Annotated in this window: 30 protein-coding genes and 1 pseudogene; 12 read left to right on the top strand and 19 right to left on the bottom strand. The window is 58.9% G+C overall.

Going from position 1 to position 26,416, the window contains the following annotated elements:
- Window positions 1–338: 338 nt before the first annotated feature.
- On the top strand, window positions 339–599 hold the full coding sequence (locus AC5ZFO_RS39795; protein WP_282519171.1) for a hypothetical protein: 261 nt from the start codon (window positions 339–341) through the stop codon (window positions 597–599).
- A 7-nt stretch (window positions 600–606) separates the two neighbouring features.
- Here AC5ZFO_RS39795 and AC5ZFO_RS39790 read toward each other — a convergent pair whose 3' ends face one another.
- The 4 genes from AC5ZFO_RS39790 to AC5ZFO_RS39775 form a co-directional block, all read right to left on the bottom strand.
- A complete protein-coding gene (locus AC5ZFO_RS39790; RefSeq protein WP_282519170.1) occupies window positions 607–1,176 on the bottom strand; it encodes a DUF4145 domain-containing protein in 570 nt (189 codons plus the stop codon).
- A 23-nt stretch (window positions 1,177–1,199) separates the two neighbouring features.
- Window positions 1,200–1,652 (bottom strand): hypothetical protein, encoded by a 453-nt coding sequence (locus AC5ZFO_RS39785; RefSeq protein ID WP_496123540.1) that lies wholly within the window; start codon window positions 1,650–1,652, stop codon window positions 1,200–1,202.
- A gap of 175 nt (window positions 1,653–1,827) precedes the next feature.
- Entirely contained in the window at window positions 1,828–2,487 is a 660-nt protein-coding gene (locus tag AC5ZFO_RS39780) for an ATP-dependent DNA ligase (protein WP_496123539.1), read from the bottom strand.
- A 96-nt stretch (window positions 2,488–2,583) separates the two neighbouring features.
- A complete protein-coding gene (locus AC5ZFO_RS39775; RefSeq protein ID WP_282519167.1) occupies window positions 2,584–3,144 on the bottom strand; it encodes a hypothetical protein in 561 nt (186 codons plus the stop codon).
- A gap of 202 nt (window positions 3,145–3,346) precedes the next feature.
- Here AC5ZFO_RS39775 and AC5ZFO_RS39770 point away from each other — a divergent pair, with 202 nt between their 5' ends.
- From AC5ZFO_RS39770 to AC5ZFO_RS39760, 3 genes are all read left to right on the top strand, one after another.
- Window positions 3,347–5,212: a hypothetical protein gene (locus AC5ZFO_RS39770; RefSeq protein WP_282519166.1), complete on the top strand. Its 1,866-nt coding sequence runs from the start codon at window positions 3,347–3,349 to the stop codon at window positions 5,210–5,212.
- Between the two features lie 30 nt (window positions 5,213–5,242).
- Window positions 5,243–6,631, top strand: coding sequence for a methylamine utilization protein MauJ (gene mauJ, locus AC5ZFO_RS39765; RefSeq protein WP_282519165.1), 1,389 nt, complete (start codon window positions 5,243–5,245; stop codon window positions 6,629–6,631).
- A gap of 392 nt (window positions 6,632–7,023) precedes the next feature.
- Window positions 7,024–7,206 carry a hypothetical protein gene (locus tag AC5ZFO_RS39760; protein WP_496123538.1) on the top strand — a complete coding sequence of 61 codons (183 nt, stop codon included), beginning with the start codon at window positions 7,024–7,026 and terminating at the stop codon, window positions 7,204–7,206.
- Window positions 7,207–7,568: 362 nt separating this feature from the next.
- Here the strand turns inward: AC5ZFO_RS39760 and AC5ZFO_RS39755 are convergent, their stop codons facing one another.
- Entirely contained in the window at window positions 7,569–7,772 is a 204-nt protein-coding gene (locus AC5ZFO_RS39755; protein ID WP_028141284.1) for a cold-shock protein, read from the bottom strand.
- A gap of 203 nt (window positions 7,773–7,975) precedes the next feature.
- On the opposite strand from AC5ZFO_RS39755, the gene AC5ZFO_RS39750 reads away from it, so the two are divergent.
- A complete protein-coding gene (locus tag AC5ZFO_RS39750; RefSeq protein WP_028154089.1) occupies window positions 7,976–8,401 on the top strand; it encodes a hypothetical protein in 426 nt (141 codons plus the stop codon).
- Window positions 8,402–8,561: 160 nt separating this feature from the next.
- On the opposite strand, the gene AC5ZFO_RS39745 is transcribed toward AC5ZFO_RS39750, so the two are convergent.
- From AC5ZFO_RS39745 to AC5ZFO_RS39735, 3 genes are all read right to left on the bottom strand, one after another.
- Window positions 8,562–8,837, bottom strand: a complete 276-nt coding sequence (locus AC5ZFO_RS39745; RefSeq protein ID WP_282519164.1) for a hypothetical protein — start codon at window positions 8,835–8,837, stop codon at window positions 8,562–8,564.
- A 138-nt stretch (window positions 8,838–8,975) separates the two neighbouring features.
- Window positions 8,976–9,539, bottom strand: a complete 564-nt coding sequence (locus AC5ZFO_RS39740; RefSeq protein ID WP_282519163.1) for a hemerythrin domain-containing protein — start codon at window positions 9,537–9,539, stop codon at window positions 8,976–8,978.
- A 405-nt stretch (window positions 9,540–9,944) separates the two neighbouring features.
- Window positions 9,945–10,271 carry a hypothetical protein gene (locus AC5ZFO_RS39735; RefSeq protein WP_282519162.1) on the bottom strand — a complete coding sequence of 109 codons (327 nt, stop codon included), beginning with the start codon at window positions 10,269–10,271 and terminating at the stop codon, window positions 9,945–9,947.
- A 468-nt stretch (window positions 10,272–10,739) separates the two neighbouring features.
- Between AC5ZFO_RS39735 and AC5ZFO_RS39730 the strand changes: the two genes are divergently transcribed.
- The gene (locus AC5ZFO_RS39730) at window positions 10,740–10,976 is read left to right on the top strand and encodes a helix-turn-helix domain-containing protein (RefSeq protein ID WP_282519161.1); all 237 of its coding nucleotides are present in this window, start codon (window positions 10,740–10,742) and stop codon (window positions 10,974–10,976) included.
- A gap of 527 nt (window positions 10,977–11,503) precedes the next feature.
- On the opposite strand, the gene AC5ZFO_RS39725 is transcribed toward AC5ZFO_RS39730, so the two are convergent.
- Window positions 11,504–11,815 (bottom strand): hypothetical protein, encoded by a 312-nt coding sequence (locus tag AC5ZFO_RS39725; RefSeq protein ID WP_282519160.1) that lies wholly within the window; start codon window positions 11,813–11,815, stop codon window positions 11,504–11,506.
- A 679-nt stretch (window positions 11,816–12,494) separates the two neighbouring features.
- Window positions 12,495–13,754, bottom strand: a complete 1,260-nt coding sequence (locus tag AC5ZFO_RS39720; RefSeq protein ID WP_282519159.1) for an AAA family ATPase — start codon at window positions 13,752–13,754, stop codon at window positions 12,495–12,497.
- 36 nt (window positions 13,755–13,790) lie between these two features.
- On the opposite strand from AC5ZFO_RS39720, the gene AC5ZFO_RS39715 reads away from it, so the two are divergent.
- Both AC5ZFO_RS39715 and AC5ZFO_RS39710 read left to right on the top strand, forming a co-directional pair.
- Window positions 13,791–14,000, top strand: a complete 210-nt coding sequence (locus AC5ZFO_RS39715; RefSeq protein WP_282519158.1) for a hypothetical protein — start codon at window positions 13,791–13,793, stop codon at window positions 13,998–14,000.
- A gap of 650 nt (window positions 14,001–14,650) precedes the next feature.
- Entirely contained in the window at window positions 14,651–15,385 is a 735-nt protein-coding gene (locus AC5ZFO_RS39710; RefSeq protein ID WP_282519157.1) for a hypothetical protein, read from the top strand.
- Window positions 15,386–15,859: 474 nt separating this feature from the next.
- Here the strand turns inward: AC5ZFO_RS39710 and AC5ZFO_RS39705 are convergent, their stop codons facing one another.
- The 9 genes and pseudogenes from AC5ZFO_RS39705 to AC5ZFO_RS39665 all read right to left on the bottom strand — a co-directional run bounded on the left by AC5ZFO_RS39705 (window position 15,860) and on the right by AC5ZFO_RS39665 (window position 23,366).
- Window positions 15,860–16,384, bottom strand: coding sequence for a class I SAM-dependent methyltransferase (locus AC5ZFO_RS39705; protein WP_368860655.1), 525 nt, complete (start codon window positions 16,382–16,384; stop codon window positions 15,860–15,862).
- Between the two features lie 90 nt (window positions 16,385–16,474).
- Entirely contained in the window at window positions 16,475–17,143 is a 669-nt protein-coding gene (locus AC5ZFO_RS39700; protein ID WP_212102533.1) for a glycine-rich domain-containing protein, read from the bottom strand.
- An 8-nt stretch (window positions 17,144–17,151) separates the two neighbouring features.
- Window positions 17,152–17,655, bottom strand: coding sequence for a hypothetical protein (locus tag AC5ZFO_RS39695; protein WP_282519155.1), 504 nt, complete (start codon window positions 17,653–17,655; stop codon window positions 17,152–17,154).
- A gap of 872 nt (window positions 17,656–18,527) precedes the next feature.
- Window positions 18,528–19,209 (bottom strand): annotated as a pseudogene (locus AC5ZFO_RS39690) (MarC family protein).
- Window positions 19,210–19,230: 21 nt separating this feature from the next.
- Window positions 19,231–19,365: a hypothetical protein gene (locus AC5ZFO_RS39685; protein WP_282519153.1), complete on the bottom strand. Its 135-nt coding sequence runs from the start codon at window positions 19,363–19,365 to the stop codon at window positions 19,231–19,233.
- A gap of 16 nt (window positions 19,366–19,381) precedes the next feature.
- On the bottom strand, window positions 19,382–19,558 hold the full coding sequence (locus AC5ZFO_RS39680) for a hypothetical protein (protein ID WP_282519152.1): 177 nt from the start codon (window positions 19,556–19,558) through the stop codon (window positions 19,382–19,384).
- A gap of 49 nt (window positions 19,559–19,607) precedes the next feature.
- Window positions 19,608–19,958 (bottom strand): phasin, encoded by a 351-nt coding sequence (locus AC5ZFO_RS39675; RefSeq protein WP_282519151.1) that lies wholly within the window; start codon window positions 19,956–19,958, stop codon window positions 19,608–19,610.
- Between the two features lie 27 nt (window positions 19,959–19,985).
- Window positions 19,986–20,849, bottom strand: coding sequence for an alpha/beta fold hydrolase (locus AC5ZFO_RS39670; protein ID WP_282519150.1), 864 nt, complete (start codon window positions 20,847–20,849; stop codon window positions 19,986–19,988).
- Window positions 20,850–20,858: 9 nt separating this feature from the next.
- Window positions 20,859–23,366, bottom strand: a complete 2,508-nt coding sequence (locus AC5ZFO_RS39665; protein WP_282519149.1) for an alpha/beta hydrolase — start codon at window positions 23,364–23,366, stop codon at window positions 20,859–20,861.
- A gap of 132 nt (window positions 23,367–23,498) precedes the next feature.
- Between AC5ZFO_RS39665 and AC5ZFO_RS39660 the strand changes: the two genes are divergently transcribed.
- The 4 genes from AC5ZFO_RS39660 to AC5ZFO_RS39645 all read left to right on the top strand — a co-directional run bounded on the left by AC5ZFO_RS39660 (window position 23,499) and on the right by AC5ZFO_RS39645 (window position 26,414).
- Entirely contained in the window at window positions 23,499–24,425 is a 927-nt protein-coding gene (locus AC5ZFO_RS39660) for an alpha/beta fold hydrolase (RefSeq protein ID WP_282519148.1), read from the top strand.
- Entirely contained in the window at window positions 24,422–25,018 is a 597-nt protein-coding gene (locus AC5ZFO_RS39655) for a hypothetical protein (RefSeq protein WP_282519147.1), read from the top strand. Before AC5ZFO_RS39660 ends, AC5ZFO_RS39655 begins: the two co-directional genes overlap by 4 nt.
- A gap of 93 nt (window positions 25,019–25,111) precedes the next feature.
- Window positions 25,112–25,759: a CoA transferase subunit A gene (locus tag AC5ZFO_RS39650; RefSeq protein ID WP_282519146.1), complete on the top strand. Its 648-nt coding sequence runs from the start codon at window positions 25,112–25,114 to the stop codon at window positions 25,757–25,759.
- A gap of 4 nt (window positions 25,760–25,763) precedes the next feature.
- Window positions 25,764–26,414, top strand: a complete 651-nt coding sequence (locus tag AC5ZFO_RS39645) for a 3-oxoacid CoA-transferase subunit B (protein WP_282519145.1) — start codon at window positions 25,764–25,766, stop codon at window positions 26,412–26,414.
- Window positions 26,415–26,416: the final 2 nt, after the last annotated feature.

The following is a 26,416-nucleotide window of genomic DNA, read 5'->3' as shown; positions in this document are numbered from 1 at the left end:
GGCGATTCCTCGCAGGCGTGCACCCGCAATGCACATCCCATCACTGTTTCGTGGAACAAGTCGCTTTATCAAATTCGCGAGTGCGCCGGGCAAATGAACTCCCCGCCGCACGGCGCGTGCCGCCGATCTTAGAGTGTTACCTTCTGTCGGCGGTTGCTCACGTTTGGTCAATTGTTTGTAGCTCGTCACCGTAGCTACTCGCGCATGCCTCATAAGGATCGACTAAAATCGCTGGGGTTTCAGTGCCTTGGCTGCTCCAGTTTGGAGGAGCGGTGAATCCGCCGCGAGTGTTCACGGCACGTATACCAGCGCGTTGGCTTGTCAGGACCACCAAATCCATGCCCCCCTACCCCGTCAAAATCACCTTCGGCGAGATGCGCGAGATGGGCGTGCGCGAGGTCCTGATCTACTGCCGCGACTACCGCTGCGGTCGCCACACCGAGGCCAATGCCGACAGCTGGGCCGACGCCGTCAGGCTGTCCGATATCGAGCCGAAGTTCGTCTGCACCAAGTGCGGCCAGCGCGGCGCCGACGTGCGGCCGAACTTCGAACCGGCCAAGATGGGCACCGCCCCCGGCATTACTGCCCGCATTTGCTGAGCGAGACCTAGTTGATCATCAAAGCAAGGTGTAGTCGCGGAATTATCTGCTCCGCCAGTTTGCGAAATCGGTGCGCATCTTCAGCAGAGAATGATGTTGTTGTGCTCGGGTGCGCAGCGGCATTGCCGATGATACGCAAGTCGTCGAGTAGCCCGAAAGTATTGGAATCGATTGCTTCCACATTCTTAAGTTCGCGGATCATCGTCCACATTCCGCGATATGGCTTTCCTGGCCATCGCGCGTCCGCGAGTGAACGGATGGATTCTTCGATGGAACTGCGGAGGTCTAGAATTGCTGCTCGCGGAGAGATGGCCACGAGCTTCTCGAATTTGCTGAGTTCTTCTGGGGACGCCTTCGCTGGCTCCGCCCCAGGCGGAGGCGGCGGTAGTTGAGCCGCCTCTTTCTCCGCTTGATCAAGCCTGAAGGATACTTCCACATCCTTATATCTCGCACGAAGCTGCGGCAGCAGCTCCGTCAACTTCTCTCGGAAAAGCCAAACCGCCGCGACGAACGCTGCAGGCCACGCTAGCGAAACAACTGACTGCACAATCGATGAAGTAAACTGAAGCCAATCCATTCTATTCCCCCAGGGCGGGCACATCAGTCCCGGAACGTGATCGACTTGGATCCGATGGTCCATTCGAGCGTTCGCACATCGTCGACCTTCTCAGAAAGCTCGGGCGCTGCCCAGCATATGCCGTAGCCTTTTTGCGGTGGAATGATGTGATCATCACTGTAGGAGTGATAGCGCGCGAGATCAGTGCTCCGCTCCGGGCGTCGGGCGACAAACGCGAAGGAAACCTTTTCGATGGTGCGCTCCGAACCGTTGCCAATGATAAGATGTATCGGCCATTTATCGTCGACGCATTCCTTGCGGTCTGTCGAAACGATAAACTGCACGTTCGGAACGTGCCGATCATGCGTGTACCAACCGAATCCGTAAATGCCGGCCCAGATAACAAGCGCGAGCCCGATGAGCGAGCCGCTCGCGATGAGAATCCATTTGAAAATCAGCCAAGAAATCTGGCGAAATGCTTCGACAGCTTGAGACATGTACCCCACCCCAGGGCGAGTATATCTGTTGTCTCAACTCAATCAAATTCGTTTGGGCTCAGCCGAACGCTTCCATCACCCGGTTGAACGCCGGATGGCTTCGATTCTTGACCTTGATCCATTGCTCGCTGCGGCCGGCGCGGTACCAGCTGTCGCGGTGCTTGGAGACCAACCCCTACAGGCCGAGCTTGCAGGCATGCCGGAACAGCTCCGGGCCGACCTCGCCCTGCTCGAACGGAGCAAGGTGGATGCCGTCGACCCGGCGGGCCAGTAGCCTCGCAAGGTTGGTCTTACGCAGGCTGAGCGGCGGCTTGCGCAGATCCCGCATGGGTCCGGTGGCCCAGCGCGAGGCTTCGGTTTCGCCGAATTGTGCGTTAACGTTCAATTTGCCAACCTTCATGAGCCTACCGGCTGTTTGCGGGGTGCTGATTCCCTGATCGGGCAAAAGATTCGCGCGCGCCGACTGGAGCTGCACATCAGTCAGCAGGAGCTGCTCGCCGTCAGCGACCAGGACGTTAAAGGCATAGAGCTGCACGCTGGCGTCATGCTTCCTGGAGTGCAGCCCTTCGAAGTCGGAGACGCCGTCGGCACCGAGCAACACCGCCTCGCCATCGATCACATAGGACGTAGCGCGCAGCCGCAGCGCAGCCTCGACGATGCGCGGATAGCGCGCCGACCAGTCATGGCCATTGCGGGTGAACAGCCGCACGCAGTCGCCGTCGCGCTGAACGATGAGGCGATAACCGTCGTGCTTGATTTCGTGAATCCAGTCCGGACCGGTAGGCACCTTGGCGTGGCGGGTCGGAATACAGGGCTCGAATGGGGATCTCAGCATTCCAGGAAAGATAGGCACTCCCGAACGCGAATCCAGCGGCTGTCGGCCGCTTAGAAATGGTCGTACCAGTCCGGCATTCCGTCAGCCGAAAAGCGTTCATTCGACGTGGGCAGCGCCCACCTTGGCAAATGCACGGATTCGAATTGCTCCCACACATACATGCCGTTCAATTTGGATAGCGACTGTCGGTAGACCAGCCGGCTGCGGCTTCCTCCGCTGTGAAAATCCCGTCACCTTCCGCTTCCAGAACCTGACCAGCGAGCGCTTGTGCCCACTGACGAGTGCAGCCTGATGAGCGTTCGCGATGGCTTCGCGGACGCTGTAATCACGGTCGCTGAGCCAGATTTCAAGAAACGGCTGCCGGGCTTCATTGTGACGGCCGTAGCTGTGATAGAACCAGACCCCGAACTCGCCATCGCTCTCGTCGAAGTTCAGCTCGGCCTGCCATTGGGGGTAGACCACCAACCCGGAGATTTCGTATCCGCGGGTGCCAGCGATGTCGTGGGTCGTGCATTTTCCAAAGCCGGTCCGCTTTGTCACGCTGGTGATGTAGACGTCGAAGCGGTCCCTTTCCGCAAAGGAAGCTTGCGTCTTTTCATCCCAACAGGGCCGTTGTTTCTCCACGGTGTTAGCGGTCGTCTTTTTCCGTCCAAACATTTGCCCCCTATCCGTCAATCGGCCGACATGGGTACGCAGTCAGCTAAGCCGCGTCGTGAGCCTTCCGAGCAAAAGGCATGGCATGACAGGGCACGTCCCGGTTATTGCCTGTGAATAACCGGGACAAGCTACCCAATCCTCGCGTTGCTACCCTGCATTGTGTCACGTTACGGCCAACCGATTCCTGCCGCAAGTTAGTGACATGAAAAGATTTTCAGACGAGAGAATTGCTGTTGTTGGCTTGCTCGCACTCGCGGTGTGGCTGTTTGTAGGGCTGCCCTTCATTCATCGCCCACCGCCCCCCGCGGCTTTGCAGACGACGGAAGAGTGTTATGCGACGTTTCTCGGAGCCTGCTTCGTCGTCCCGCCAGAGGGCAAAGGCGGCATATTCGGCTTCGCGGAATTCGTACAAGCATTCGCGCTACTCGTGCTTATTTTTACGGTCAGCGGAATGCGCTACCAGTTTCGTGTTGAGACTGCGCCAATCCCGCTATGGCAATTAACGTATTGGACTTCAGGGTTGATTGGCGCTGCAGCACTTCTTTCAGATTTGTGGTTCGCTCAGCGCTATCCAATACCGTGGTTTCTATCGAGTCAGGCCTATTGGCAATCAATACTAGGCTTATTGTTTCTCTCGCTAGTAATGACGTGGCTTTGGTATGCTTTCGTTCGTCCGCCGAAATTCGGAAGAAGGAACGCCTACAGATTCACCGGCGCGGTCTATCAATACGTCATGCAAGGGGTCGATAGCGATCTTTCAATCGTTGCTGACGAACTTCGACGCTCCGCGGAGCCGATCATTAGGTTTGCTTCGGACGCCTCAGAGCCAAACCGTCGTCCACACCGCGACGGCGACCGAGACGAACCGGAAGCGGAAGACTGCGCCTATCACCTGCTTCTCATCCTTGGAAATAGACGGTTCTGCCGGCATGTCGCAGGAAACGCGCCGAACACGGCGATTGCTCTATTTCGCGCGGTCGCCAACAGGAAGCAATACAACGTTCCAATGTCGCAATTTGCCTCATCGCTTGCGACTGAAGCGATCCTAAACAAGGATTCCATCATCTATCACGAAGACGCCGGATACCTCTCGGGATATTTTGGTTATGCGCGGCCGTTTACAAACACAATTTTTGGCGATTTTGAATTTGTTGAGGCTCTCGCAGCCAATGGAAACTCGCCGCTTGATATTGATCTGGACGTCAGATGGAAGTTCGACGGCCAGCAATTAGAAGCTTATAGGCGAGCAACGCTGACAACGTTCAAAGCATCGCTCGGCAGCGGAAATTTTTCCCGACATTCCTACGCACTCGCTCGCGCGTTTAGCATAATCGAACATGGCTGCTCGGACCTCTACAAACTAAATGATCCGCTCAGCCCCCAAGAAAAGAGTGACATTCACGACCGGCTTAGTGCCGTTGTCGGATTCATCGACGATGCAATTGAAGCAATGGAAGAATGCGGGCTCCAAAAGACGGAATTACGAAGGCGCGGCGAGTCGTACAAGTGGCAGTACGAGCATCTCTACGACAGAATCGCCCAATTGATTGCCGATGTCATCGGTTACGCGACTTGGGTTAAGACTAAGGAGTTGGAAGGATGGTCGATCCACTACAGCTCGGTGTGGAGCAAAATATTCAATTCCGATTCTAGCAAAACGCGAAAGATCGTGCTCTTTAAGGTCCGACGGTTGCTGTACGAAGAAATCAAGGGCGTTAAAGAGCGCCCCAATTTTGCAAACGCGGCATATCTCGGCTACTGCCTGAATGTGCTTGGCTTGAGCGCCGGCCGCAGGCGAGATCACCGGCGTGACGAATATCCGCTGCGAAAAGCCGTCATCTCTTTTGCGCAAAAGAACTATCTCGCGTTAGTTGAACGGCAGCACAAAATCGCGGACGCGGTTTTGATCGGCACGTTGTCGTTCGACAAGGATCAGAAGCAGCTCGTGAAGACGTTTCAAGCTGGGCTCGACTTGGTGCCACCAACGGTCACGCTGAACTTGTTCGAGCCGCAGCCAGCATTCACTGGCACCGCTGCGGCGGGCCACTCCGCCAGCTTGCCGACATAAGTCGACAACCGGCCTTCTGAGCGAATTGCAATGTTGAATTTGAAAATTCCTGAAGTCAAGGAAGTCATCGTCGGCGAACTTGCCGTCCGTGGCTATTGGCTCGTAGCTAATATCCAAACTGGTGCGACGTGGCCAGTGCACTCCCAAAAAATTCAGTACCGGGGTGAGACGATCTGGATCATGCCGGTTACGACGGATCACTTCCCAGCGGTCGCGATGATGGTGCCACCTGGACGAACTCAACAGGAATGCGAACGTCTGATAATGCAATTTATCAGCACGCTATCGTGGGTGCTGGAGGGAGGCTTTCTAGTCGATGAAATGAGCGGCGGCGGCTTGCCGCGGCCCATGGGCCGTAACAAGTCAGGCGGCTTCTCCATTTGCGACGAATTCGACCTATCATATTTCCCAGAACCAAACGACGACCGAGCGATGCTTGCGTTGGCGTTGATGCGCGAGGGGCGCGGCCTAAACCATCCGGGATATTCTTTCCTATCGTTGTATAGAATTCTCGAAGTCGCGCTGGGGCGCGGCTGGCAGCGCCAGGTAGCGTGGATCAACACTAAGATTGCTCGCGGCCTCCACCATCGTGCGAAGGACGCGCTTGAGCAGCTTCGGAAGCAAGGCATCGTTGATATCGGTGCGCATCTCTATTCGTCGGGTCGATGCGCCATGGCACACGCGAGCGGCGACCCCGTTATTGATCCCGACGATCCGGCTGATGCTCGGCGGCTGTGGTCGGAACGTCCTATTATGCTGACGCTTGCCGAGATAGCCATCGAGGAATTTTTTGGCGTCGAGCGCATGACGACGCAATATTCCAAACACCTATACGAACTTGAGGGTTTCAAGCGCATTTTCGGCCACGAACTGGTCAACCATCTCGTTCGCGGCGAAGAGCCCAGTTGCGCACCAATGGTGGATATCCCCATCGTTAGCGTTCAACTCCGGCGGCACCCACCGTTCGGGCCCCTGTCGAATCTAACAATAAAGGAAATGCACCGCGACACCCTGCATTCCGTTCTCTTGATATTCGAGTCGCCCGACAAGCGAACGCAAATCCGATTTCGATTGGACTTTCCGAACGAAAGACTCGTCTTTAATTGGGAGCGAGATCTTGGCCATAAGGACATGGGCGATGCCGATAGTGCCGAAGCAATGGCGGAACTTTCCCGATTTAACAAAGAGTATTTCGGCAACGGCCAACTTCGCATTGTGGATGCAGAGACCGGCGAACTGATAGCGCGGAAAGACGCCTTCCTCCCGATGAACATGTATTTGGACCACGAAGCCGCCGATGCTGAGATAGCGCGCTGGAAAGCTTTAGCTACAGAGCGTCGCGAGCGCGATGCGCGATATGCGGATGAAATCGCACGCCACTCGATGGGCTACGACGTAAGGCCCGTTAGGCTCGCGTGAGTCGAGCGAATAGGCTGTTGCAGCCAGTGAACAGGCGCCAATAATCTCCGGGAGCACACCATGATCGAGATTGTTGGCGGCACGCTGATCGCGTTGGGGATATTCGCGCGCGCAAACTTCGCTCCTTCGAAGTGCTGAGAGTGAATCGCGTTATCAAAGCTAGAGCGAAACGCTACGTCTCGCTAGCGTTCCGATGGCTTTCCTAATTTCCCGACAGGATTGACCAACTTTGCGCGCCGCCCTCCTCGCCCTCACCGCTCGTCGCGGCCTCACCGGCCTTCCCGCTCTATCCTCAGGCCAGGTGTGCACCGCGCGTTGCGTCACACCATCCCGCGTGACGGTCGTACCTTCCATGTGCTAGACCGCGCCATCAACATTGATGGAGCGCCGCCTTGGCCAAGAAGACAAAGAAGACTGTTCGTCGCGAGTGGACTGCTGCCGATATCAGAGACTTGAAGGCGCACTCCAAGACGCGGACGCCTGTCGTCAAAATAGCCAAGATGACCAAGCGAACCGAGGGCGCGCTCCGTCAGAAGGCGCTCGTATTGGGAGTTGGTTTAGGTCATCAGCGGTGATTGGACCGCTGGCTTGATCGTACCAAGCTCGTTGAGCGAGTCCGCCAAATTCCGATGACGTTAACGCTCGCATCTGCGCGGATGAGGTGCAGACTGCTGCGTCCGTCAAGGCCGCCGGAGAGCTTTCGCGGCCTTTGGGTTGAGGGCTCGCCTTCGCCAGCCCCGGCGGACCCTCCTCAGTCAGCAAAGCTGAGGCATTTAATTGTCCCGAAGTGTGACTTCGACGACATTGCGCCCCGGCACTCGCGCTGTAGGCTTCATCTCGCCGGGGCTGGACCACATATTTCACCTATTTTTATTGATCCCGGTGGCCGCAGTGGTCCGCCGCTGCGGCCTTTCTGTTGAACAACACAATGGGCGCATCACCCTATTCGTAGATTTTCCGCCGAGTCTTTTCCGCGATTGTTCACGACGTCGAAGCTAACCTTGGCTCCCTCTGCGAGTGAGGTGAAACCAGCCTTCTCGACTGCCGAGATATGGACAAACACATCTTTGCCGCCGTTGTCAGGTTGAATGAACCCGTAGCCCTTCGTCGGGTTGAACCACTTTACCGTCCCCATTGCCACTTAACTTCTCCATTTTCCAAAAAGCAAAACTAGTGCCCGAATTTCGACGAAAGAAAGGCTGGTCGCAACCGCGCTCATGCGCCGGAGGTACGCGAGCCGAGGATGTCGTTTTACGTCGTGTGAACCTCTTCACATGGGTATGACATCAGGACGGTTAATCTCCAGTCGCTGGCGAGAGATTTCAGGTACAGCGGGAGGCGGCCGTGGCAGCAGACACAAAGGCGGACGACTGGTTTATTGCTGCGCACGTGCTGAGGGTACGCACGTCGTCGGGCACCGCATCGATATCGTTTAAGATTGGCAGCAGAGTAGCTAATATCGCGGCACTTTTAGGTTGCTCCGGACCAATCTCTGGAAGCGGTGTTTCGGACACGGACTTCCAACTAGATTCGCAACTTATGCGCAACATCAGCGGTCCATGGTCATTGAAGGACGTCAAGGGCCACCGAGGTGACGTCACGCAAAACGTGTCATTTTTTCCTGATGCGTTGTCGGGCGCGGCGTTTAATAAGAGCGGAAGCGTCTTTTTTAATTTCGAGATACCAAACCCGAGCTCCATGACCTTTACGATCAAGGGCCAGTGGATGGTAAAGATGGTCCTCAATCTTGGCACGACGTTTGTAATTTAGTCCGATCCTCGCGTCTTGACATGAAAGTTAGTCGAACAGGTCATCGGCTTCTTCCTCTGGGCACACGCCTTCGCTTGTCGGGCAGTTCCTCCCTCATTTAGTCAACACTAAGGTTTCTTGCCTCGGTTTTCCTTTTCCGGTGTCCTGACGGCGCGGCCCGTCAGTTATGGGAAGCAACCAGCTGCGCACACCGAGGACACACGCCGTCGGCCGCATCCGTGAGTTGGCGCACAATCTCCTCCATGAGATCTTCACGCTCCCAACACGTGCCGTCACTCCGGGTGATGCTTCTGGCGCGGTAATAAGCATGGGTTTCGGCGTCGCTGTCTCCGACGCGGATCATGACTTCTGGATGGAAAGGACAGAGGGCTATTGCACGCGTTGTCAGCAATGCATAGCGCATGGTCGATTCGAGATTGTCGGTGTGAAGCGGCATCGTAGCCTCCTGCTTCGGGCCACAAGCGTATGTGGGCGCGGAAGCAAAGGCGCAGCCCAATTCTGACTCTCCCTTGCGCGCTTGACCTCAGCGTCCTCAGCGTCGCGCGGCACAATGCATTGCGCGACGCCATAGCGATTACTTACGCTCCGCGTCAGCCTCCTGCTCAAGCCGCAAAATATGTGCGCGCAGCGTGTCAAACCGCTCCTCGGCAACGTCGCTGAATAGCGGGTCATTGTGACTCGTTGCGGTTGAAGCGATCTCAGTCCAATCTTGAGGCTTGAGAACCTTAAGTGCCGCGGGAAAAAAATCGCGATCTTCCATCCTCATGTGACGGCGCTCGTGCGCGATAAAATCCCGAACGATAAGATCCACATCTTCGCGCAGAATCTCACGTTCCGCGAGAACGCTGTCGACCGCCTGGGCGACGCGGCGTAACAGTTGGGCCCCTTTCTGGTGCTCGCGAGCTAGATCGCCGACCTTCGCAGCAGCAGTCGGATCTCGTGCCCTCAGCTTGGCAAATACCAAGTCTTCCTGAGGATGATGATAAATTTCTGGGTAGACTTCGAAGTAACTGATAACCGCGTGAATGACCTCGTAGTCGGCACGGTCGCCGCGGTCGAACACCTCGAGTTCCCGCTCGAGGATGGCCAGCAGCTTCTCAATGTTGAGATGCTCTTGGGATAAGCGCTCTATGATCATGGCAGAGCTCCATAAACCGGTCTCAATATAGTCTTTGGTCCGATGTCAGCTTTTGCGACAGATCAATCCGAGACAACTTAATCGGCCGTCGGCTCTCCCGACAGCAGGTTCAGCCGCGCCCGCAACTCCAACACAACCTCGACAGGTTCGCGGGTGCATCCAATCAGCGATCTCGGTTCAGGGTCCAACGGGCACGCGGCGAACTTTGACCGGCCCAGCGCGGTGGCCAATGCGATTTTCAGGTCGTGCAACTCATGCCGATCGTGCTGGCCTCGCAAAAGGTTGCCCCCCCGCCGCGAACTAAAGACTAGCCGCGGCGCTTCGGCCTGCAGCCGACAGCCCGGCTTTCTCAAGAAACCCGGACGAGAATGAGGGATGCCTAAACGCCCCGACGCCTCGTTCTAATCAAAGCAGCCCCAACTTTTTTCTCACGATAATCTCTTCCGCTTGCTCCAGTAGCAGCCTCATTGTCTTCGAGGGGGGCATTCCGTCGAGGTCCGCTGCGTACCTCTGCCATTCAAGCAACGAGTCCCATGGCGTAGGCGAATCGATGAGACCAGCGAGCATACCCTCGACGTTGTATTTGCTCCAATCTCGCCGCTTCATGTCAGCGTCGGTGGCCATGTAAGCCTTCACTGCGAGTCTGCGGAAGATCCGCGCCAATGCCTCGAGTTGGGCAACACGGCCTATGTCCGTCTGGCCAAGTGCCTTTTCAAGCAACGTGTCTGCCATTCGGAAATGCTGTTCAGCCGTGAATTTCATATCCGAAGCTCATGTTGCGCGGATCATTCGTCTTCAGGGGCGTCCCCGAAATCGTAGGACGTGCAATCTGAAAGTGCGATATCAACGGAGTTTACCGCGTTTACCGTCTTTTCGTCTTTTTCGATATTGAGATTCGAATGAGCTGCGTGAGCCATCCATCTTAGGGTCTGGCAACGATTCGCTCCTTCCCAAACGTCTCGACTCCGAACGCTGTGAAACAAGATCAGCACCAGAGACGGAACAATTCCGATGGCTACAATCCAAAAAGAGCGATGGTCCCGAACCTGCGTTCGAGCGTCTCATTCCGCTGAGCTAGTCGAGCGTTCGCGTTGCTACAGCAGGGATTGGGATCATTAATTGTTGTTGGCAGGCTCATAAGCTTTGTGCCGAGCATTATAATGCGTCGCATTTTATTACACGCTCTGTCGCATTGTGTCTATGGCAGGGGATGTGCGAAAGCTGGTGGGAGGCAATGTTAGGCGGCTCCGCATTTCGGCGGGATTGTCGCAGGCCGAATTGGCCGAGCGTCTAGGTGTTGATCGCGCGTACGTGAGTGGCCTCGAACTTGGAGCCCGCAACGCCACCATCTTGACGCTCTGGCACGTCTCGCAAGCTTTGGAAGTAAAATTTCAACAGATATTTGCGGACAGACCTGAAAAGCGGTCAAAACGCTGAGAGGCGTTGGGGCCCTTAGCCAAAACTCCAGATCATTTTACTTCCACGGCCGGTATAGGTCCTGGCGGCTCCACCAGCTCGGTCGCAAGCCACTATCCCAGCCTGCATGACTGCACTTGAAGTCTCATCAGCCGTCCAGCGGGGGTGTCTCAGGCTAAGTCTTTGTGACAATTTGGTTTCCACCCGGGCGATACTTGAGACATCTGTATCATCTGTGCGTGCGCAGTGACTCACGGTGTCTCGTCAGCCGAATCGGTGCAAAACACCTCTCGGTGCGTGGCTAGGTCCATCATTGCGTTGTCGGGGCGGCAAGCGCGAATGTTTTTCCATGCTTCCACGAGCCCCGGGGTGAGACACCAGGTAATTCGCAAGTGTCTCACCGACTGTCTCACCGGGCTGACGCGGCCTGACCATGACGACCTCGGCTGCTGAGCGTCTGGATGCTCCCTACGCGAAGCCGCTCGTTGAAGTGCTCAGCGCCATCATGTGAAGTTGCCAGTGGGAACCCGATACGATCGCCGGTCCCTTCAGGCAGGCGAGGCACCGCGTCCGGGACCAGCGTTTGATGGCACCGATGTCAGCCCCCCGGTGCAGATTGAAACTGAACTGGTAATCGTGGCCTCATCGGGCGGGGCGTGGGCCATCTCGGAAATGGCCGGGGCCCAGCCGCTATTCAGCCTCGGCGTGCCGAACAGATGCGGCGCTCTCGGCATGGACTTGGCCACCCGCTCCAGGCGCCTGAGCAGGTCGCGATTGAGCGCGCCGTCGTCCTCCCGGAAGCTGGTTTTGCCAGCCAGCTGGTCGAGCTCGTCCTCGGGAATGTAGCCGTAGCCGGCCAATGGGTAAGCCAGTGGCTTCCCGCTGGCTTCATGTTGGGTTCAGATGACGCCACACCTCGGCGCGGGTACGGACGTAGCTGCAGGCGCTTCACTAGCGGTCGTTGTGGCTCGTGACAGCGCTGAGCTGCTTTGAAGTCCGGACATAGCTCCTCTTCCGTCGTCCTCCTCTCCCCGCCCCCAAGAAAGAGCACGGTCGGACCACGATTTCCACTCGCTTTATCCGGGCATCGCGTGACGTGCGATCAGTCGGTCCTCCGAAAGGAGCGGACCCATTCGGCAGGGGGATATGAGTTGCCTCGGTATATCGCGCGTAGATCGTGATACTGCGCGCAGGCCGGAGAACTGCCCGCCCGTTCGTGATGTTTTCGGCGTCAGCAGTCTGAGGGGCCGACATGCCACCGGCGCGAGACCGGTGGTTCGGCATGGTCCTGGGCGGCGCTTGTCCGCTTGCCCAGATGGATGCCCGTGAGCGAAGCGACGGCGAAACACTTGAGCGCAGCGTCAGCGGAGCGGTGTTTCGACGGGAGCGCGGCACTGAGGAGAATGCCCCAAGGGGGCGAAACCAAATCGCCCTCTCCCTTAGGGAGTGGTTTCGGGCGGTTTCAGTCGGGTTTTCAAAGGGCGAGCCGCGAAACCAAATTGATTAGGTTTCGGCAGGTTTCGCTCGCTTTCGGCGCCGTCATGTCAGCCAAACCCATTCCTTGTCGAAGCCGATCAGGCCGGCGGCGCGGAGCGTGCTGAGCGTTTTGTTCAGCATCGCGCGGAAGGAATCGGGTTTGCCCTTGGCGTCCTGCCAACCCATGACGGTGCAATACCTTTTTAGGTTATCGCGGCTGAGGGCGCCGACGTTGTTCGGCACCGCAAGGCTGTCGACGTTGCGCTCGCCGGCCTCTTCGATTGCGTGGCGGATGACCTTCAGCAGGTCGCCGGTCACGCCCTCAGGCGGCTTTTTCGATTTGGTTTCGCTCGGTTTCGAAATGGTCGGTTCGGAGACGATTTCGACCACGCAAGTCGAAAACTCCGGCATTGTTTCGGCTGGGTCAGGCAAGTTTCGCTCCAGGAGGTGAGAGAGCAGTCGAAACTGCCACGTCTGCCCCTCGCGACCGTCCTTCATTTCCTCGATGGCGACGGTGCTGTGGGTCTGGCCCTTCTTGACCAGCATTGTCACGTCGGCGGCGCCGTTGAGCGCATTGGAGCCGCGGCCGCCCCGGGACGGATCCTTGCCGACGTGGTGCACGACTACGACCACACAGCCGAAATTCCTCTCGATGACGCCGCAACGGTTCACGAAGCGCCCCATGTCGCGAGCGCTGTTTTCGTCCCCGTCACCCATGCACCGCGCCAGGGTATCCAGGACGATCGCCCGCGGGCCTTCCGGACATCGCTGGGCGATGAAAGCGTCGAGCTCCGCGAGCAGCTGCGGCAGGTCGGTGGTCTGGCTGCCGAGGTCCGGCACATCCTCGATCATGTAGAACGGCACGCCCTGCCCCTCGATGCCGCGGTGCTGGCGCATCGCGACCAGGCGCCGCTTGAAGCCGCTGACGCCCTCGCCCGTGAGATAGATCACCGGCCCCTGAAGCGTTGCCCGGCCGGCATACGGCACGCCCTGCGCCACCGTGCAGAGCATGTCCGAGGTCATGAAGCTTTTGCCGCACTTCGGTTCGCCAATGACACAGGCCAGCCCGCGGGCCGGCAGGAGTCCTTCGATCAGCCACGGCGGCTCCGCCGTGAGCGCGACATCGTCCAACGCTATCGGCGTGAAGCGCGGCGTGACCCGCGAGCTTGGTTGCCTTCCGGGCGCGTCGTCGGGAATGCCACCCGCGCTCTCCGGATAGCTCTCATGCGGCGGGCCGAAGTGGCTTTCCCGCGTCAAGTCGTCCGACCAGCTCCCCTCCCTGGCCTCCGCGGAGTTGCCGGCGTGCACTAGATCGTGCGGCATCCGGAAGGCTCGCGCCATGGCTTCTTGGACGCGCCCTTGCGCTATATCGTCGTCAGCTATCCCCAAATGCTCAGCAAGACCCTGGAGGTGATCCACGGCCAGCTGCTTCTCTTTCCAGCCCGCCCGGACGAACCCAGCTTCGATCATACAAATGCCGGCGAAATCATCGAGGTCGCCCCCGGAGGCGCGCTCTGCAAACTGAGCTGGTGCGTTCACGACAGAGCGCCAGCATTGGGGGCGTTTTGAGAAGACACCCCTTTGAGAGCGGAAGGCAAAGCCGAGTCGGTCGCCTCGCCAGCGGTCCCCAGCTGCTTAGGAGATTGCACCACTCTCCCTCCGGGTACGTCGCTCTACTTCCTCGTCAAGCCTACGTTTCACGTACGCATCGATGCTGCGCCAAGTCACCTTGCGCGAAGACCCTTCTAGATACGACTCGAGCTCCCCCGCTTTGAGGAGCTCGTACGTCTTCGCGCGGGCGATTTTGAGAGCAAGCATCGTTTCCTTGACACTTGCGACCAGAGCAAGCGGGTCTCGACTGCGAAATTCAAGCTCCTTGTCCTGCCCTTTCATTCTTCCCGCGCCTCCCGTTGCTCTTGACTTGCTTCTTTTGAACGCGCGGGCTGCCCTTCGTTCAGCAGCCGATCCCACCTTGCAGCGGGTACTCGCATCTTCGACCCGAGGCGAATGATGGGAATCTCGCCGCGACGCGCGGCGGCGTACGCAGCGTTTCTACCCAGCCCCGCGCGCTTACCTGCTTCGGGAATGCTGTACGTCAAAGGCTGGATCGTCAGATTGTCATCGCACATGTCGGGCCATACCGATTTAGCCCGACTTAGCCCTTTCGCAGCCGTTTAGTAACGGGTAAACTTCGTATCCATTACATAGCCGATGCAGCCATGGCCGCTCTCAAAATTGAACTTGAATGGTGCCGAGATTCAGCGGGCTACGAGCTCGTTGACGTTCCCAAGCGAGGTAAATGGATCATTGGTAGGGGTGGGCCTCCGATTCGCTATAATCCATTCGAAATCGAACACGTGGCCCTGCTCGACTTCGCCAATGCTCATTCAGGAGAGAGGCTCCGTGACTTTGCTGGGCGGTATGGGTATCTGTCCCACCGCGGCTATTCCCGTCAGGGGCAAGTGAAGCGCCCAATAAGGAGTATCCGTCGCATCCTCTTGGATCGTGACCCCACAAAAACTCGGCTTGATCCGGAATATACCGTCCAGTACCTGGAGGGTGAGAGCGTCGATGAATTGGTCGCGTTGGCCAAACTGTTCAAAAAAGTCCTGGCCTCGACCTCCGAAAAACTGTCGCGCTCCCTATCTGACGACGTCGAAGATCTTCTCTCCCAGTACGGTAGCGATGTGTCATTCAACTTTAGCTTAGACTCCAAGCGCCGTATCCACCCGATAATTTCACCCGCAAGTCTGATTTCAGGACTGTTGGTCCAGCTGGCTCAATTGGCTGGTGGAAGCTCTTTCAGAACTTGTAGGCTAGCTCGTTGCGGAAGTTTGTTTGCTGCGGGAGGCCGTGGCGGACTGCGAGCAGACGCAAGATTCTGCTCGGCAGAACATCGGATCGAGCACAACAGCAGAAATCGGGCAAAAACCTTCGCGAAGCGACCGAGCTAGATCGTGGCAACCGAGTGCAGACAAACCCGGGCCGCGATCTAAGGCCATGGCGGATACTCCCTCCTCCATATTGCTCTGATAGCGCTTGCCTTTTTGATCCTGACCTTGAAATCTACGGTCAAAAGCTACGAAAGTAGAAACGATCAGTGAGATGCGTGATCAAGTTTGCGGTCTCCGTGGACACGGTTTTGCAGTTCTCTGGCGGGCATATCTCCTAGTCCCACCGCGTCCAGCTAAGTGCTGGAAAAAATGCACAAACCGGCGATGACTATACTCGTCGTCGCCTCTTGTCACGGGCAGTTCCGAGTAGTTGGGTAGCAAAAGCGGTAGCAAACCGTTCCGCTATCGTTCTGGCGTCCGCCAAAATGAAAACCCCGCCGGCGAACCGGACGGGTTTCGTTGCTTCGGGCTTGTTCGGGCTAGGACCCCGGGATTCTTCGGCAATGAACAGAGAGAACGTTCTGCAACTTGCTATCACGCTTGTGTTGGCGCCGGGCAAGATGGCTTCCGCAGGATGAAACGAAATACGTGCCAATGCTTTGGTCTATCGTGTGCATCGATGCCATCGTATTCGGCCTCTGAGAACACGATCGGCAGCAAATGAGTGAAGTAAGAGGCAGCCTCAGACTTGGAGACGAATGTCATGAGCGCTCTATTGCCGGCCCAACCGTCGCGCACTCCAAAGAGCGTGCCGCACAAGATACCGTCATCGGCAAGGCCATTGATGATGGCCGAAATAATCGCGGAACACTCGACGCGGGGCAAGAACGGAAGCACATGAATTGCGACGATGAGAGCGTAGGCAGCGGGCGGTATTGCTATACGCCGCACATCCTCGTGCATGGCGTTGAGGCATGGATGACCAAGTCTTGCAGCGAGTTTCGCCGTCAGCGGATCCGTGTCAACGGCGTCGACAGTCATTCCAGCCTGCAACAGGTGGCGCGTGTCGCTAAGGGCGCCGGCGCCGATATCGAGCGCACGGCCACACCGGAAGGGCATCGACTTAAGAGCGTCGACTACAAGTGGGTTCGGCTTCCGGTTCAAACGGAGCGAAGCATACGATTGCAATTGATCGCGGATCGACACGCTTCACCATGCTACGCGCAGGACGTTGCACCGCATTAATGCCGCTACAAGGGCCACCTTCTCGTCATCATCAAGGTTTCCGGGTAGTTCTCGTACGTAAAACGCGGAGGTCTGAGCCGCGAAGTTTAGAGCGGGTCGAGCAATTTCGTTAACGCTGATAAGCACGTCGCCTGCCTGACTCAGCAAATTTATCATCCCATCGGCGTCGCGTGTGACCAGCTCCCCAGCATCGTCGTTCATCACACGTTGGGTCGGTCTGATGCCGTTTGCGTCGTTCCAAAGATCAGGTGGAGGCGATCCGAAAAGTTGGATATAGCGTTCGCGAAACATGGACCACGACGCGGTTTCGATAGTTTTCTCCTCTGCAGACTTTGGTGCGTTGCTTGGGCAATGGTGGACATAGCTGCCGAAATAGCGTTGGCAAAAGTCTCCGTACTCCGTTGTGAAGAGGATGAATTGATGCCACGCTTCGTCGATGCGAAGCGAGTGCATCGACCATATTTTCGTGCGATCCGACCGAGTCAGAACAATATATCTTTTGACTTCGCGAAACAGCGCGTCTGCCTCTTCGGTCGTTTCTGCAACGTGATCCTTTAGAAGCTTTTCGATCAAGAATGGCGCCTCGTAGGAGAAGACGGGAAGCGAACCTTGATCGATCGGCGCGTTCGACATGTCTCGTTCTACACCTTTACCTTGCATATCGATTTGCAGACGCCGCATGGGGTGTAGCAGGTGGAGGAGCACGGGCTTTTACAGTCCTCCGCAGCCTGTCGCCAGTCAGCCACCCGCATCTGCAAGCGCCCCTTGGTTACGTCCACCATCCCAGCCCTTGCGTCGGCGCCGCTGAACGCACCGGCGCTTCCCTCAACCCTGTGGCTTCTTACCGACTCGGCGGTCTCCTGTAGACGGTGCGAGATTGATGCCTCGCTCCTGATCCACACAGCCTTGGCATCGAATGGAAAAATCGATTCCGGTATGTCGGCGACATAGATGATATCGCCCTCCGCAATCTCAATGGTCACCGAAAGGTCGCGAAGGCTTGGGTGGACTGTAACAAAACCTTCTCGCGACGATGGGCCGATGTAGCCCCAAAGCACTGTCGCCGTAGCGCCGCCGTTGGCGAGGAGCTTGCTTATCAGTGCGTTTTCTTTGATTGGCGCGGCGCTTGGAGTGTCACTAACCATGGGCGAACCCCCTGTTAGCCTAAGCTATTTTTAATTCTACGCCGGCTAGAATGTGGACGCAAGACAATCCCAGATAAGAACGCTTGCAACACCCGTTCGATGATCGATTGCGAAATACCGCAAGGAACTCCGCCCGCTACCTGACGGCTCAGAAAGCTCCTGATTGATCGCCGGTCCACGTCGCCCCTCCCCGCAGCGAAGTGAGCCGCCGTGGTCCGAAGATCCGGTCGTAGCCCCCGAGACGCCTAGGCGAAGCCTCATCATTAGCAATCGGATCAAGCGCGTTGACCGCCTCCTCGTGTCAGTGGGTCGTTTAGCGCCATCGTCCGCTAGCATGTCGGGAGACAATCCGCTCTTCGAATCTGTTTTGCAATGCGGCCGACGCACGAGGAATGCCCGGGGCGTTGCCGCGTCCCTCGTTATCGCCGCCGAAGCACTGACAGCGGATAAGCAAGAAAATCGGATTGGCGACGGTGACTGTATTGGCGCGAACTCCGTGAGTGCTTCCGCTATCCGCAGCGCACTCGAGCCGATCGAGCTATTCGCGAGCCGGTCGCGTCTTCGAGTGGAGCGTCCGCCGCGCCCTGATGGGCGAAAGCAGCCTGCCCCTCGAGCGCGGCGAGCTACGTGGAGCTGGCCGAAAACTACGGTCGAGAGGCCGCTAAACTAGCCGTGGTTAGGACCGTAGATTGCTCGCGACGCAGACAGAATATGCAAGTAATCGCAGCAAGGTTGACCGGACACCCCTTCCGCCAATATGTTATATCGCTGTCCTCTGTTCGCAGTTCTTCGAAGTCCCCCGCAAAATCAATGACTTGCGCCAGAGAACTGGACTTCGCAATTCGCCGGTATTCTTGCCATCTCGAGAGCACCTATTGAATGGCGCGCGGAGCGCTGTGCAATATGGACCGCGCGACCTCGGATGCGCCGGTGAGGATGATCTGCACGCCGATGCAGAGCAGCAGGAATGCTGACAGCTTCGTCACCACGCTGGTGCCCTCCTCGCCGAACAGGCGCGCCATTGCGCTCGATTTCCGGTAGGCGTGGTAGATTGCTGCAGTCACGGCGAACGCCACCAGGAGCGAAACGATCGATGACTGGAACATCGCATCGAGGCTGCTGGTCCGGCTGATCCCGATCGCGATGGCTGTCGCGATCGTTCCCGGCCCGGTCGTCAGCGGAATTGTAAGAGGAAAGAAGGCCATGCGCTTCATGGTCGTATGATCGGGGGCCGAGACCTCGTGAGGTCCGGCCGAGCCCGAGGGCGCGTGGAGCATGGACCAGCCTGTCGCTGCGACCACGAGGCCACCGGCAATCCGGAGCGCCGGGATTGTCACGCCGAAGGATCTGGCTGCCCAGAAACAGCGACACCAAGAGGACCACGAAGGCATATCCGGCAACCCGCAGCGCAAGGCTCGCGCGCTCGTCTTCAGAAAGACCTCTCGTCTTGTCGAGGAAGATGAAGGCCAGTCCGTAGGGATTGATGATCGCGAACAGCGCGCCGAAGCCGAACAGGAAATCGGCAACGAGCCCCGATGTGGCGATATCACGCATGCTGCGCCCGCTCTCTTCGGCTTACGGCCATGTGAAGCCGGGCGCTTTGAAATCGGCCAGATGGTCGAACGCGTTGCGCAGAACCTCGAACAGCTCGGCCACCGACCAGCTGTTGACGACACGAACCGGCATGCCGACGAAGAACCGAGGCATCATCCGATGAAACCGGATCTCACTTGCCCTTGCCGGGTGATCGCTCAAGACGCGATCGCTGCGCGCGCATGCGCTTGATCTCGTCCCTGAGCGCCTCGGCTTTTTCGTCTCGTTGCTCGCTCGCCGTTTCCAAGGGTTCGTCGCGAAGCAACTTCTGGAGTGCCTTTTCGACAGAAAGCTTGTTGGTCTCGGCCATACCAGACCTTTCTGACGCTACCGCGCCCGTCAGTACCGTGGTTGCTGTCTCAGCTCTTCGGACCGAACATGCCGCCAGCCGCCTTCATCGCCGCCTCACCCATGGTCTTGGTCTGGTCGGTCAGGGCCCGCATCTGGTCCTGGAAGAAATCGGCTTGAAGCTTGAGCGCGTCCTGTGCGTCCTTGGCGTGGATCAGCTTGTCGCTGAGGTCCAGGGTCGCTGTGACATTGCGCTGCATGAAACTGCAAAACTCCTTCGCATGGTTCGCGATCGGCAGTGGCGACGAACTGATCCCCTTCTCCAGCATCTCGAAATAGTCGGCGTTGGCCTTGCGCAGGCGGCCAAGTGCCTCGGTCAGCGCCGCACGGACGTTCTCTGCGGATAGATTGATCTCTGGCATGACGTTTCTCCCTTCAGGCGTTAGCGGTTACACGGTAATTCCGCCGAACCAGGCGCCGAAATAGCCGGCGTAGAGCGCCGGTACTTCGAGATTCATCGAGTGTCCGATGCGAGGCACGATCACGAGACGGCAATCCGGCATCGCATCGGCCATGGCGCGAAGATCGGCTGGCTGAATCCAGCCGTCCCATTCGCCCCATAGCACCAGATGCGGATGCTTCAGCTCCGGCATGCGGCGCTCGAGCTCTCTGCTCTCTCTTTCCTTCGTCAGGTTGACCGGCGTTCCGATCCAGATGCCCTCGGAGACGCCAAAGGTCTGCTCGATGATGCGGTCGAACAACGCCTGGATGTCCTTCAATCCCTCTCGAAATCGAGGCACGGCGTTCGGCGCCATGCTCTCGGGCACGAATAGCGAGGACGCCGCGGTCGCCATGATCGTTCGTGTCAGGTCCTTGCTCGCCATCATCGCCCGAAACAGGCCGATCTGGTCGGCATTGAAAGCCATGCCGAGCGGCGTCACCGGATCGAGTGCGAACACGCGCCCGAAACGCTGCGGCTGCATCAAGAGCATGCGGGCGGCGATGATGCCGCCAGTCGAATGCGTCGCGAGATGGCAATAGCCGATGTCGAGCATATCGAGTGCTGCCAGCATGTCCTCGGCATGCTGCTGCATCGAGTAGTTCGAATAATCGGCGGCAGCTTTCGGCCGGTCGCTGTCCCCGCAGCCGCGCCAGTCAATGGCGATGACGCGCAGGCCCGTTGGAAACAAGGGCGCAGCCAGCTCGATCCAGTCCTTGCTGGCGAGATTGCCATGGATGAAGACGACGGTGACGTCGCCCTGCCCCCACTCCCGCCAGCCGAGCTGTATCTCACCGGCCTGCACCCGCGGCATCAGACCATCCTATTTGTTCAATCCTGCCGTGGGGGCTGCGCCGGGCGGCGTCGGAGCCACCGGAATCGCCGATGCCACTGCGCCCTTGATCATGCGATCGGTGCCGAGCGGCGACGAGGTGTCGACCCGTCCCTTGGTCACGAAGTCGACGACGTCTGCTGAATATTCCACCGGATTATCGGTATGGATGAAGTGCCCGGTCTCCGGATAGATTTTCAGCATCGGCCGGTTGCCCGCATTGGTCATGCGCGTCATGAACGGCGTGATGACGTCGCGTCCGAGATCGGTCAGCCCGTTGAAAGCGGGCGTCGGGATGAACGGCTCCTTGTCACCGAAAGCGAGGAAGATCGGCGCCTTGATCTGGGCGACCCGCTCGTAAAGGTTCTTCGGATCATCCTGCTGGAGCTCGGCCCCGATCGTGTAGATGTCGAAGATGAAGACGTTGCACCACTGTTCGAGCTCCTTGGGGTTGCCCTTGGTAAGCCCGACCCGCTGCTCGGTATGGAAGCGCGCATATTCGCTGTCGCTGAAGAAGTAGCCGCTCTTCGCCGCCGACACCACGCCGGTGTCGGGGTCGCGCTTCCTGAAGTAGAAGAAGTCACGAATGCTCTGCTCGTCGCGGGCCTTCTCCGCCGCCAGGATGCCGGTCTGGTCCCAGATCTGCTTCCACTTGTCGAAGTCGCGACCGAGTCCCGGTTGGAACAGAGGTGCCTTCTTGTCTTTCGCGATCGTAATGTCGCGCGGGTATTCCTCGAGTCCGGATGGTGCTTCGAGCGCAAGGCCCTGCACCGCATCCGGCCAGGTCAGGGCATACCCCGTGACGAACTGACCGCCCAGCGAGTGGCCGAGATAATAGGCTTTCTTGACGCCAAGCTGATTTACGACGAGGTCGTAGATGACCTCGCGCATATCCTGCATGGTGCGCGCCGGGCTCCTATCGAGATTACCGGGCCCGGACATGCCGTAGTTCGGCAAGTCCGGCACGATCACACGCAAGCCGCTCCGCAGCGCATATTGCATGATGTTGCCGTAGTGCCCGCCGAATGCGCCCTTGCCGTGGATGATGACGAGGACCTTGGGATCCTTGTCGGTGCCGGCATACTCATCCATGTAACCAATCTGCCAGGTGTTGCCGATCTTGTCCTTGGTGTTGGCGTATTTGACCGGATAGGGATAGGTCACGAAGTCCTTCCAGAAGGACTTTCCCGGATCGATGTTTTCGGCGACGCCCGGTACGCGATAATTCTTGTCGACGAACATCCCCGCGCGATCGAGAGCCGCGACGTCATCCATGAAAGCGACGAACTTCGGATCGTTCTTTCGCTGGTTGATGATCGGGAACACGCCGTAATGGGCGACCGGGCTCTCTTGCGCGATCAGGTCCGCGCCTGGCACGCGATCGACGGCCTTCTGGGCCAGCTTGAAGTTCAGCCAGAGATCGTTGGTGATGTGCATCACCAGTGTGCGCGCCTGGATGCGGCCGAGATAGGGATTGACGTTATGGGTCTCGCCGACCCGGTTGCGCCAGACGAGGTCGACTGCGTCATAGAGCTTGGCACGGTTGGTGACGCTCAGACCGGCCTTCTCGTTCGGCGGATCCCAGTAGAATATCTCGGGCTGGACCGCGGCCCAGTTCTGGGTCGTGCGGAAGCCGAAGTCGTAGCCCGTCATGCCCAGGATCGACCAGCCGAACGCCACACCCGGCATAGGGTGCTTCTCCTTGGGCAGATTGTAGTAGTCACCCTTGGTCGCCTGCCAAACCGGATCGCCCTCGATCGCGGCCGTCATCATCTGGAAGGTCCAGTTGCCGACGGGGTCTTCACCGTCCGACTGCGTGGTGCCGCCGATCGGCATCAGGGCGCCGATATATTCGGGATGCATGACCCCCCACACGTAGGTCTGGGTGCCGCCCATGGAGACGCCCGTGACAAGCGCGACGCGCGCCACCTTCAACTCGTCGCGCAGCAGGCGGTAGTTCGCCTGCACCATGTCGTAGTAGCTGTACTGCGGAAACTTGATGCCGAGGCCGTCGGACGGTTTGCTTGCGCCCCACGTGCCCAGCGGGTCGACCATGATGACGTAGTAGCGGTCGGTGTCGATCGGCCGTCCGGGGCCGATGATCGGGACGCCGCCCGACAGGGCCGCGCCCTTGACCCACTGTTCGTACATATCGGTGGAATCGCCGGAATAATAGGAATTGATCACGACCGCGTTGGTGATCTCACCGACGGCATTGCGCCGCGCGTTGCCGACCGCGATGTATCCGGTACGCAGCTTGCCTGCCCCGAGCGATTCCAGCGTCACGCCGCCCTCGCCGCCATTCTCCCATTTGGAGGGATTGGCCAGGTCGTACTTGCCGCCAAGCCGGAAGTTCGCGATCTCATAGGTCTTTTTGAGCCCGTCATGCTGCATCTGCGACGAGCGTCGCGTGAACGGCTGGGCGACCGCGAGCGCGGTGCCGACCAGCAACAGGATCAGGCTGACGAAGCAACGCTTGAGTGCGCTTCTCCCGTTCATGACGAACTCCCTCCTGGCGGTATTTTGCGCGAACGCTAGGCTGGACCTCCTCCTGAGGTTTGATTTAGCTCAATGGAATCCTCAGGCCTGCGTTGAGGATCGTAGTCATCGTCACGCTGGCCGGTCCCCGCAATGCCTTTCCTCAGTCATGGCTCATATCGTATCCGCTATGAGCTCGACGGACCGGCGAATGCGCCTGCCTATGTGCTCGTCAACGGTCTCACGCAGTATTCCGAGCTTTGGGGCACGTATCGCGACACGCTGATCGCACGTCGGTTCCGGGTCGCTACGTTCGACCTGCTCGGCCAGGGCGTCTCCGATAAGCCCGCGCTGTTCATCGATCAGGACGACCACATCGCGGTGCTGCATCGCCTGATCGGCGAACTTGGAGACGGTCCGGTCTTCCTCAGTGGCATCAGTTTCGGTGGCTTGATCGCGCTGCGCTATGCCATCGAGCATGGCGCGCGGCTGTCGGGCCTTGTGCCGATGAGCTGCTTTTCCGAGCTTTCGCCACAACTGCTATTGATCGGCAACGCCTTGCGCACCGGCCTCATTCTGGGTGGCACCGGCTATCTCCAGGATCTGTTGCTGCCGATGAACTTGTCCGACCAGTGGCTGAAGCCGCTGCTGGACAAACTCGACAGCGTCAAGCGGCAGGGTTGGCTGGTCAACGACGTCTACGCCCTTCAGAACCTGATGGAGTCCTTCCTCGACTTCAAGCCGCTGACGCCGCAGCTCTCCTCGATATCCGTCCCGACCATGATCCTGAACGGCGAGTTCGACTTCCTCACGCCGCGGGCGCTGCACGAGACGTTGCGTGTGGAAATTCCCGACAGTGCGCTCGTCATCATCCCGAGGGCCTATCACGCCTTCACGCTCGAAAAGGCTGCATTAACAGCCGACCTGCTGGCGCGCTTCGCCGAGGACGTGTTGGCTGGCCGCTGGCAGGGCAACAAGCAGGTCCTGATCGCGCCGGAAGATGCTGGCGGAGACTTTTCGCCGTTTCCCGCCGGCTATGACCATCTGCGCGCGATCCCGGTGCAGAGGCCAGCAACATGAGCGCGTTCTTCGGACCGCTGCAAGCCGACGGGCGCGTGCCGCCGCGCCAGCAGACGCGGGTCGCCGCGTTCCTGGTTTCTGCGCATGGTGCGCTGGCACGGCAATTCGCGGTCGCCCTGCCCGCGAGATTCGATGCCGCCTGGCAGACCGAATTGAACGCGCAGTTCTATCGCGAGAGCGAGATCGTCTCGCTTCTCGTGCGCGCGACCGCCTGGGTCCCGGACCTCGCGCTGGGCCCCATGGCGGCATCCTGGGAGATGGCCTGGCTCCCCGCCCCGATCGAAGGCATCGCGGATCACGCCCGCGCGCAGACCATTCACCTCGCGACGCTCGCGCATGCAGTTCATGCCGGGATCCGGCCGGCGGCCCTGCTGCCGACGGAAGCGAACGCGAACGATCCCTTCGTGATGGCGCTGCGCCGCATCGAGTTCGAAAGCGGCCGGCTGTTGCAGGCGCAGATCCTGTTCCTGAAGGGCCCGGACCTCTTACCTTTCCGGGATGCCATCAGCGCGACGCTCGAACGGCGGCACGCCGAGGTACGCAGGCTCTGGCACGAGACCCTTGCAGGCGTCGGCGTTGGCCTGCGCGAATGACCCGGCAACCTTGACGCAGATCAAAGCCGAGAGTCTGCCCGCCCCCAACATCGATCCAGTATTCACCTGCGCCTGCCGACCGGAGTTCCGCCCATGAAGGCCGTTTCCGTCGAAGAAGCCGTTGCGATGATCCCGGCCGGTGCGAGCGTCATGGTCGGCGGCTTCATGGGCGTCGGATCCCCGGAGCGCCTGCTTGACGAACTCGTGCGGCAGAACAAGACCGGCCTGTCTCTGATCTGCAATGACGCAGCCACCCCCGGCAAAGGCGTCGGCAAGCTGTTCGACGCAACGCTGGTCTCAAGGCTGACGGCAACGCATATCGGCCTCAATCCGAAAGCGCAGCAGCAGATGCTCGCGAACCAGATCGCCGTCGATCTCGTGCCGCAAGGCACCTTCGTCGAACGCATCCGCGCAGGCGGATGCGGCCTCGGCGGCGTGCTGACGCCGACGGGCGTCGGAACGCTGGTTGCCGAGGGCAAGCGTCAGATCGAGGTGGATGGCAAGCCGTTCCTGCTGGAGACGGCATTGCGGGCGCAGTACGCGCTGGTTCACGCGTTTCTCGCCGACTATTTCGGCAATCTCGCTTACGCACTGACCTCCCGCAACTTCAACCCGGTCATGGCGATGGCCGCCGACACGGTCATCGTCACTGCAGAGAACATCGTGCCCGTTGGTGTCATCGCGCCCGATCACGTCGTGACCCCGGCGCCGCTCGTCGATTACCTCATTACCAACGGGTGAGATCATGGACCCGCAGATCATCATCGCCCGACGCGTCGCCAGGGAGTTGAAGAGCGGAAACCTCGTCAATCTCGGCATCGGCATTCCAACCTTGGTCGCGAATTACGTTCCGGCCGATTTGAAAGTCTTCTTTCAGTCGGAGAACGGACTGATCGGCACCGGGCCGATTCCCGAACAAGGCCTGGCGCATCCGACACTGACAGACGCCGGCGGCCGCCCTATCAGCGCGCTGCCGGGGGCGGCGACCTTCGACAGCGCGATGTCGTTCGGACTGATCCGCGGCGGCCATGTCGACGTCACCGTGCTCGGCGGCCTCCAGGTCGATGCGCATGGGCTTCTCGCCAACTGGATGATCCCGGGCAAGATGGTCCCCGGCATGGGCGGAGCGATGGACCTCGTCAGCGGCGCCAAACGGGTCATCGTCGCCATGCAACATGCCGCGAAGGGCAAGTCGAAGATCGTCAAGACATGCAACTTGCCTCTGACCTCGGCGCGCCCGGTACATCTGGTCGTGACCGACATGGCGGTTATCGGTTTTGCGGACGGCAAGGCGACGCTGCTCGAGACCGCTCCAGGTGTCAGCGTTGGCGAGGTTATGGCGGTGACAGAGGCCGAATTGGACGTTCCTGACAACATCCCTGAAATGGCGATCTGACG

The organism is Bradyrhizobium sp. Unk1 (genome assembly GCF_059512345.1).
Note: the sequence above shows the minus strand (reverse complement) of the source record. Positions and strands in the feature narration are given on the sequence as shown.

Bases quoted from the DNA above. Each gene is read 5' to 3' on its own strand.
- AC5ZFO_RS39705 (WP_368860655.1), bottom strand. From the start codon at position 16,384: ATGCCCTTCCGGTGTGGCCGTGCGCTCGATATCGGCGCCGGCGCCCTT.
- AC5ZFO_RS39665 (WP_282519149.1), bottom strand. From the start codon at position 23,366: ATGAACGGGAGAAGCGCACTCAAGCGTTGCTTCGTCAGCCTGATCCTG.
- AC5ZFO_RS39680 (WP_282519152.1), bottom strand. From the start codon at position 19,558: ATGGCCGAGACCAACAAGCTTTCTGTCGAAAAGGCACTCCAGAAGTTG.
- AC5ZFO_RS39670 (WP_282519150.1), bottom strand. From the start codon at position 20,849: ATGCCGCGGGTGCAGGCCGGTGAGATACAGCTCGGCTGGCGGGAGTGG.
- AC5ZFO_RS39785 (WP_496123540.1), bottom strand. From the start codon at position 1,652: ATGTCTCAAGCTGTCGAAGCATTTCGCCAGATTTCTTGGCTGATTTTC.
- AC5ZFO_RS39790 (WP_282519170.1), bottom strand. From the start codon at position 1,176: ATGGATTGGCTTCAGTTTACTTCATCGATTGTGCAGTCAGTTGTTTCG.
- AC5ZFO_RS39700 (WP_212102533.1), bottom strand. From the start codon at position 17,143: ATGTCGAACGCGCCGATCGATCAAGGTTCGCTTCCCGTCTTCTCCTAC.
- AC5ZFO_RS39745 (WP_282519164.1), bottom strand. From the start codon at position 8,837: ATGCCGCTTCACACCGACAATCTCGAATCGACCATGCGCTATGCATTG.
- AC5ZFO_RS39780 (WP_496123539.1), bottom strand. From the start codon at position 2,487: ATGCTGAGATCCCCATTCGAGCCCTGTATTCCGACCCGCCACGCCAAG.
- AC5ZFO_RS39735 (WP_282519162.1), bottom strand. From the start codon at position 10,271: ATGGCAGACACGTTGCTTGAAAAGGCACTTGGCCAGACGGACATAGGC.
- AC5ZFO_RS39710 (WP_282519157.1), top strand. From the start codon at position 14,651: ATGGCCGCTCTCAAAATTGAACTTGAATGGTGCCGAGATTCAGCGGGC.
- AC5ZFO_RS39675 (WP_282519151.1), bottom strand. From the start codon at position 19,958: ATGCCAGAGATCAATCTATCCGCAGAGAACGTCCGTGCGGCGCTGACC.
- AC5ZFO_RS39720 (WP_282519159.1), bottom strand. From the start codon at position 13,754: ATGCCGCACGATCTAGTGCACGCCGGCAACTCCGCGGAGGCCAGGGAG.
- AC5ZFO_RS39655 (WP_282519147.1), top strand. From the start codon at position 24,422: ATGAGCGCGTTCTTCGGACCGCTGCAAGCCGACGGGCGCGTGCCGCCG.
- AC5ZFO_RS39645 (WP_282519145.1), top strand. From the start codon at position 25,764: ATGGACCCGCAGATCATCATCGCCCGACGCGTCGCCAGGGAGTTGAAG.
- AC5ZFO_RS39695 (WP_282519155.1), bottom strand. From the start codon at position 17,655: ATGGTTAGTGACACTCCAAGCGCCGCGCCAATCAAAGAAAACGCACTG.
- AC5ZFO_RS39775 (WP_282519167.1), bottom strand. From the start codon at position 3,144: ATGTTTGGACGGAAAAAGACGACCGCTAACACCGTGGAGAAACAACGG.
- mauJ (WP_282519165.1), top strand. From the start codon at position 5,243: ATGTTGAATTTGAAAATTCCTGAAGTCAAGGAAGTCATCGTCGGCGAA.
- AC5ZFO_RS39660 (WP_282519148.1), top strand. From the start codon at position 23,499: ATGCCTTTCCTCAGTCATGGCTCATATCGTATCCGCTATGAGCTCGAC.
- AC5ZFO_RS39740 (WP_282519163.1), bottom strand. From the start codon at position 9,539: ATGATCATAGAGCGCTTATCCCAAGAGCATCTCAACATTGAGAAGCTG.
- AC5ZFO_RS39730 (WP_282519161.1), top strand. From the start codon at position 10,740: ATGGCAGGGGATGTGCGAAAGCTGGTGGGAGGCAATGTTAGGCGGCTC.
- AC5ZFO_RS39795 (WP_282519171.1), top strand. From the start codon at position 339: ATGCCCCCCTACCCCGTCAAAATCACCTTCGGCGAGATGCGCGAGATG.
- AC5ZFO_RS39650 (WP_282519146.1), top strand. From the start codon at position 25,112: ATGAAGGCCGTTTCCGTCGAAGAAGCCGTTGCGATGATCCCGGCCGGT.
- AC5ZFO_RS39685 (WP_282519153.1), bottom strand. From the start codon at position 19,365: ATGATGCCTCGGTTCTTCGTCGGCATGCCGGTTCGTGTCGTCAACAGC.
- AC5ZFO_RS39770 (WP_282519166.1), top strand. From the start codon at position 3,347: ATGAAAAGATTTTCAGACGAGAGAATTGCTGTTGTTGGCTTGCTCGCA.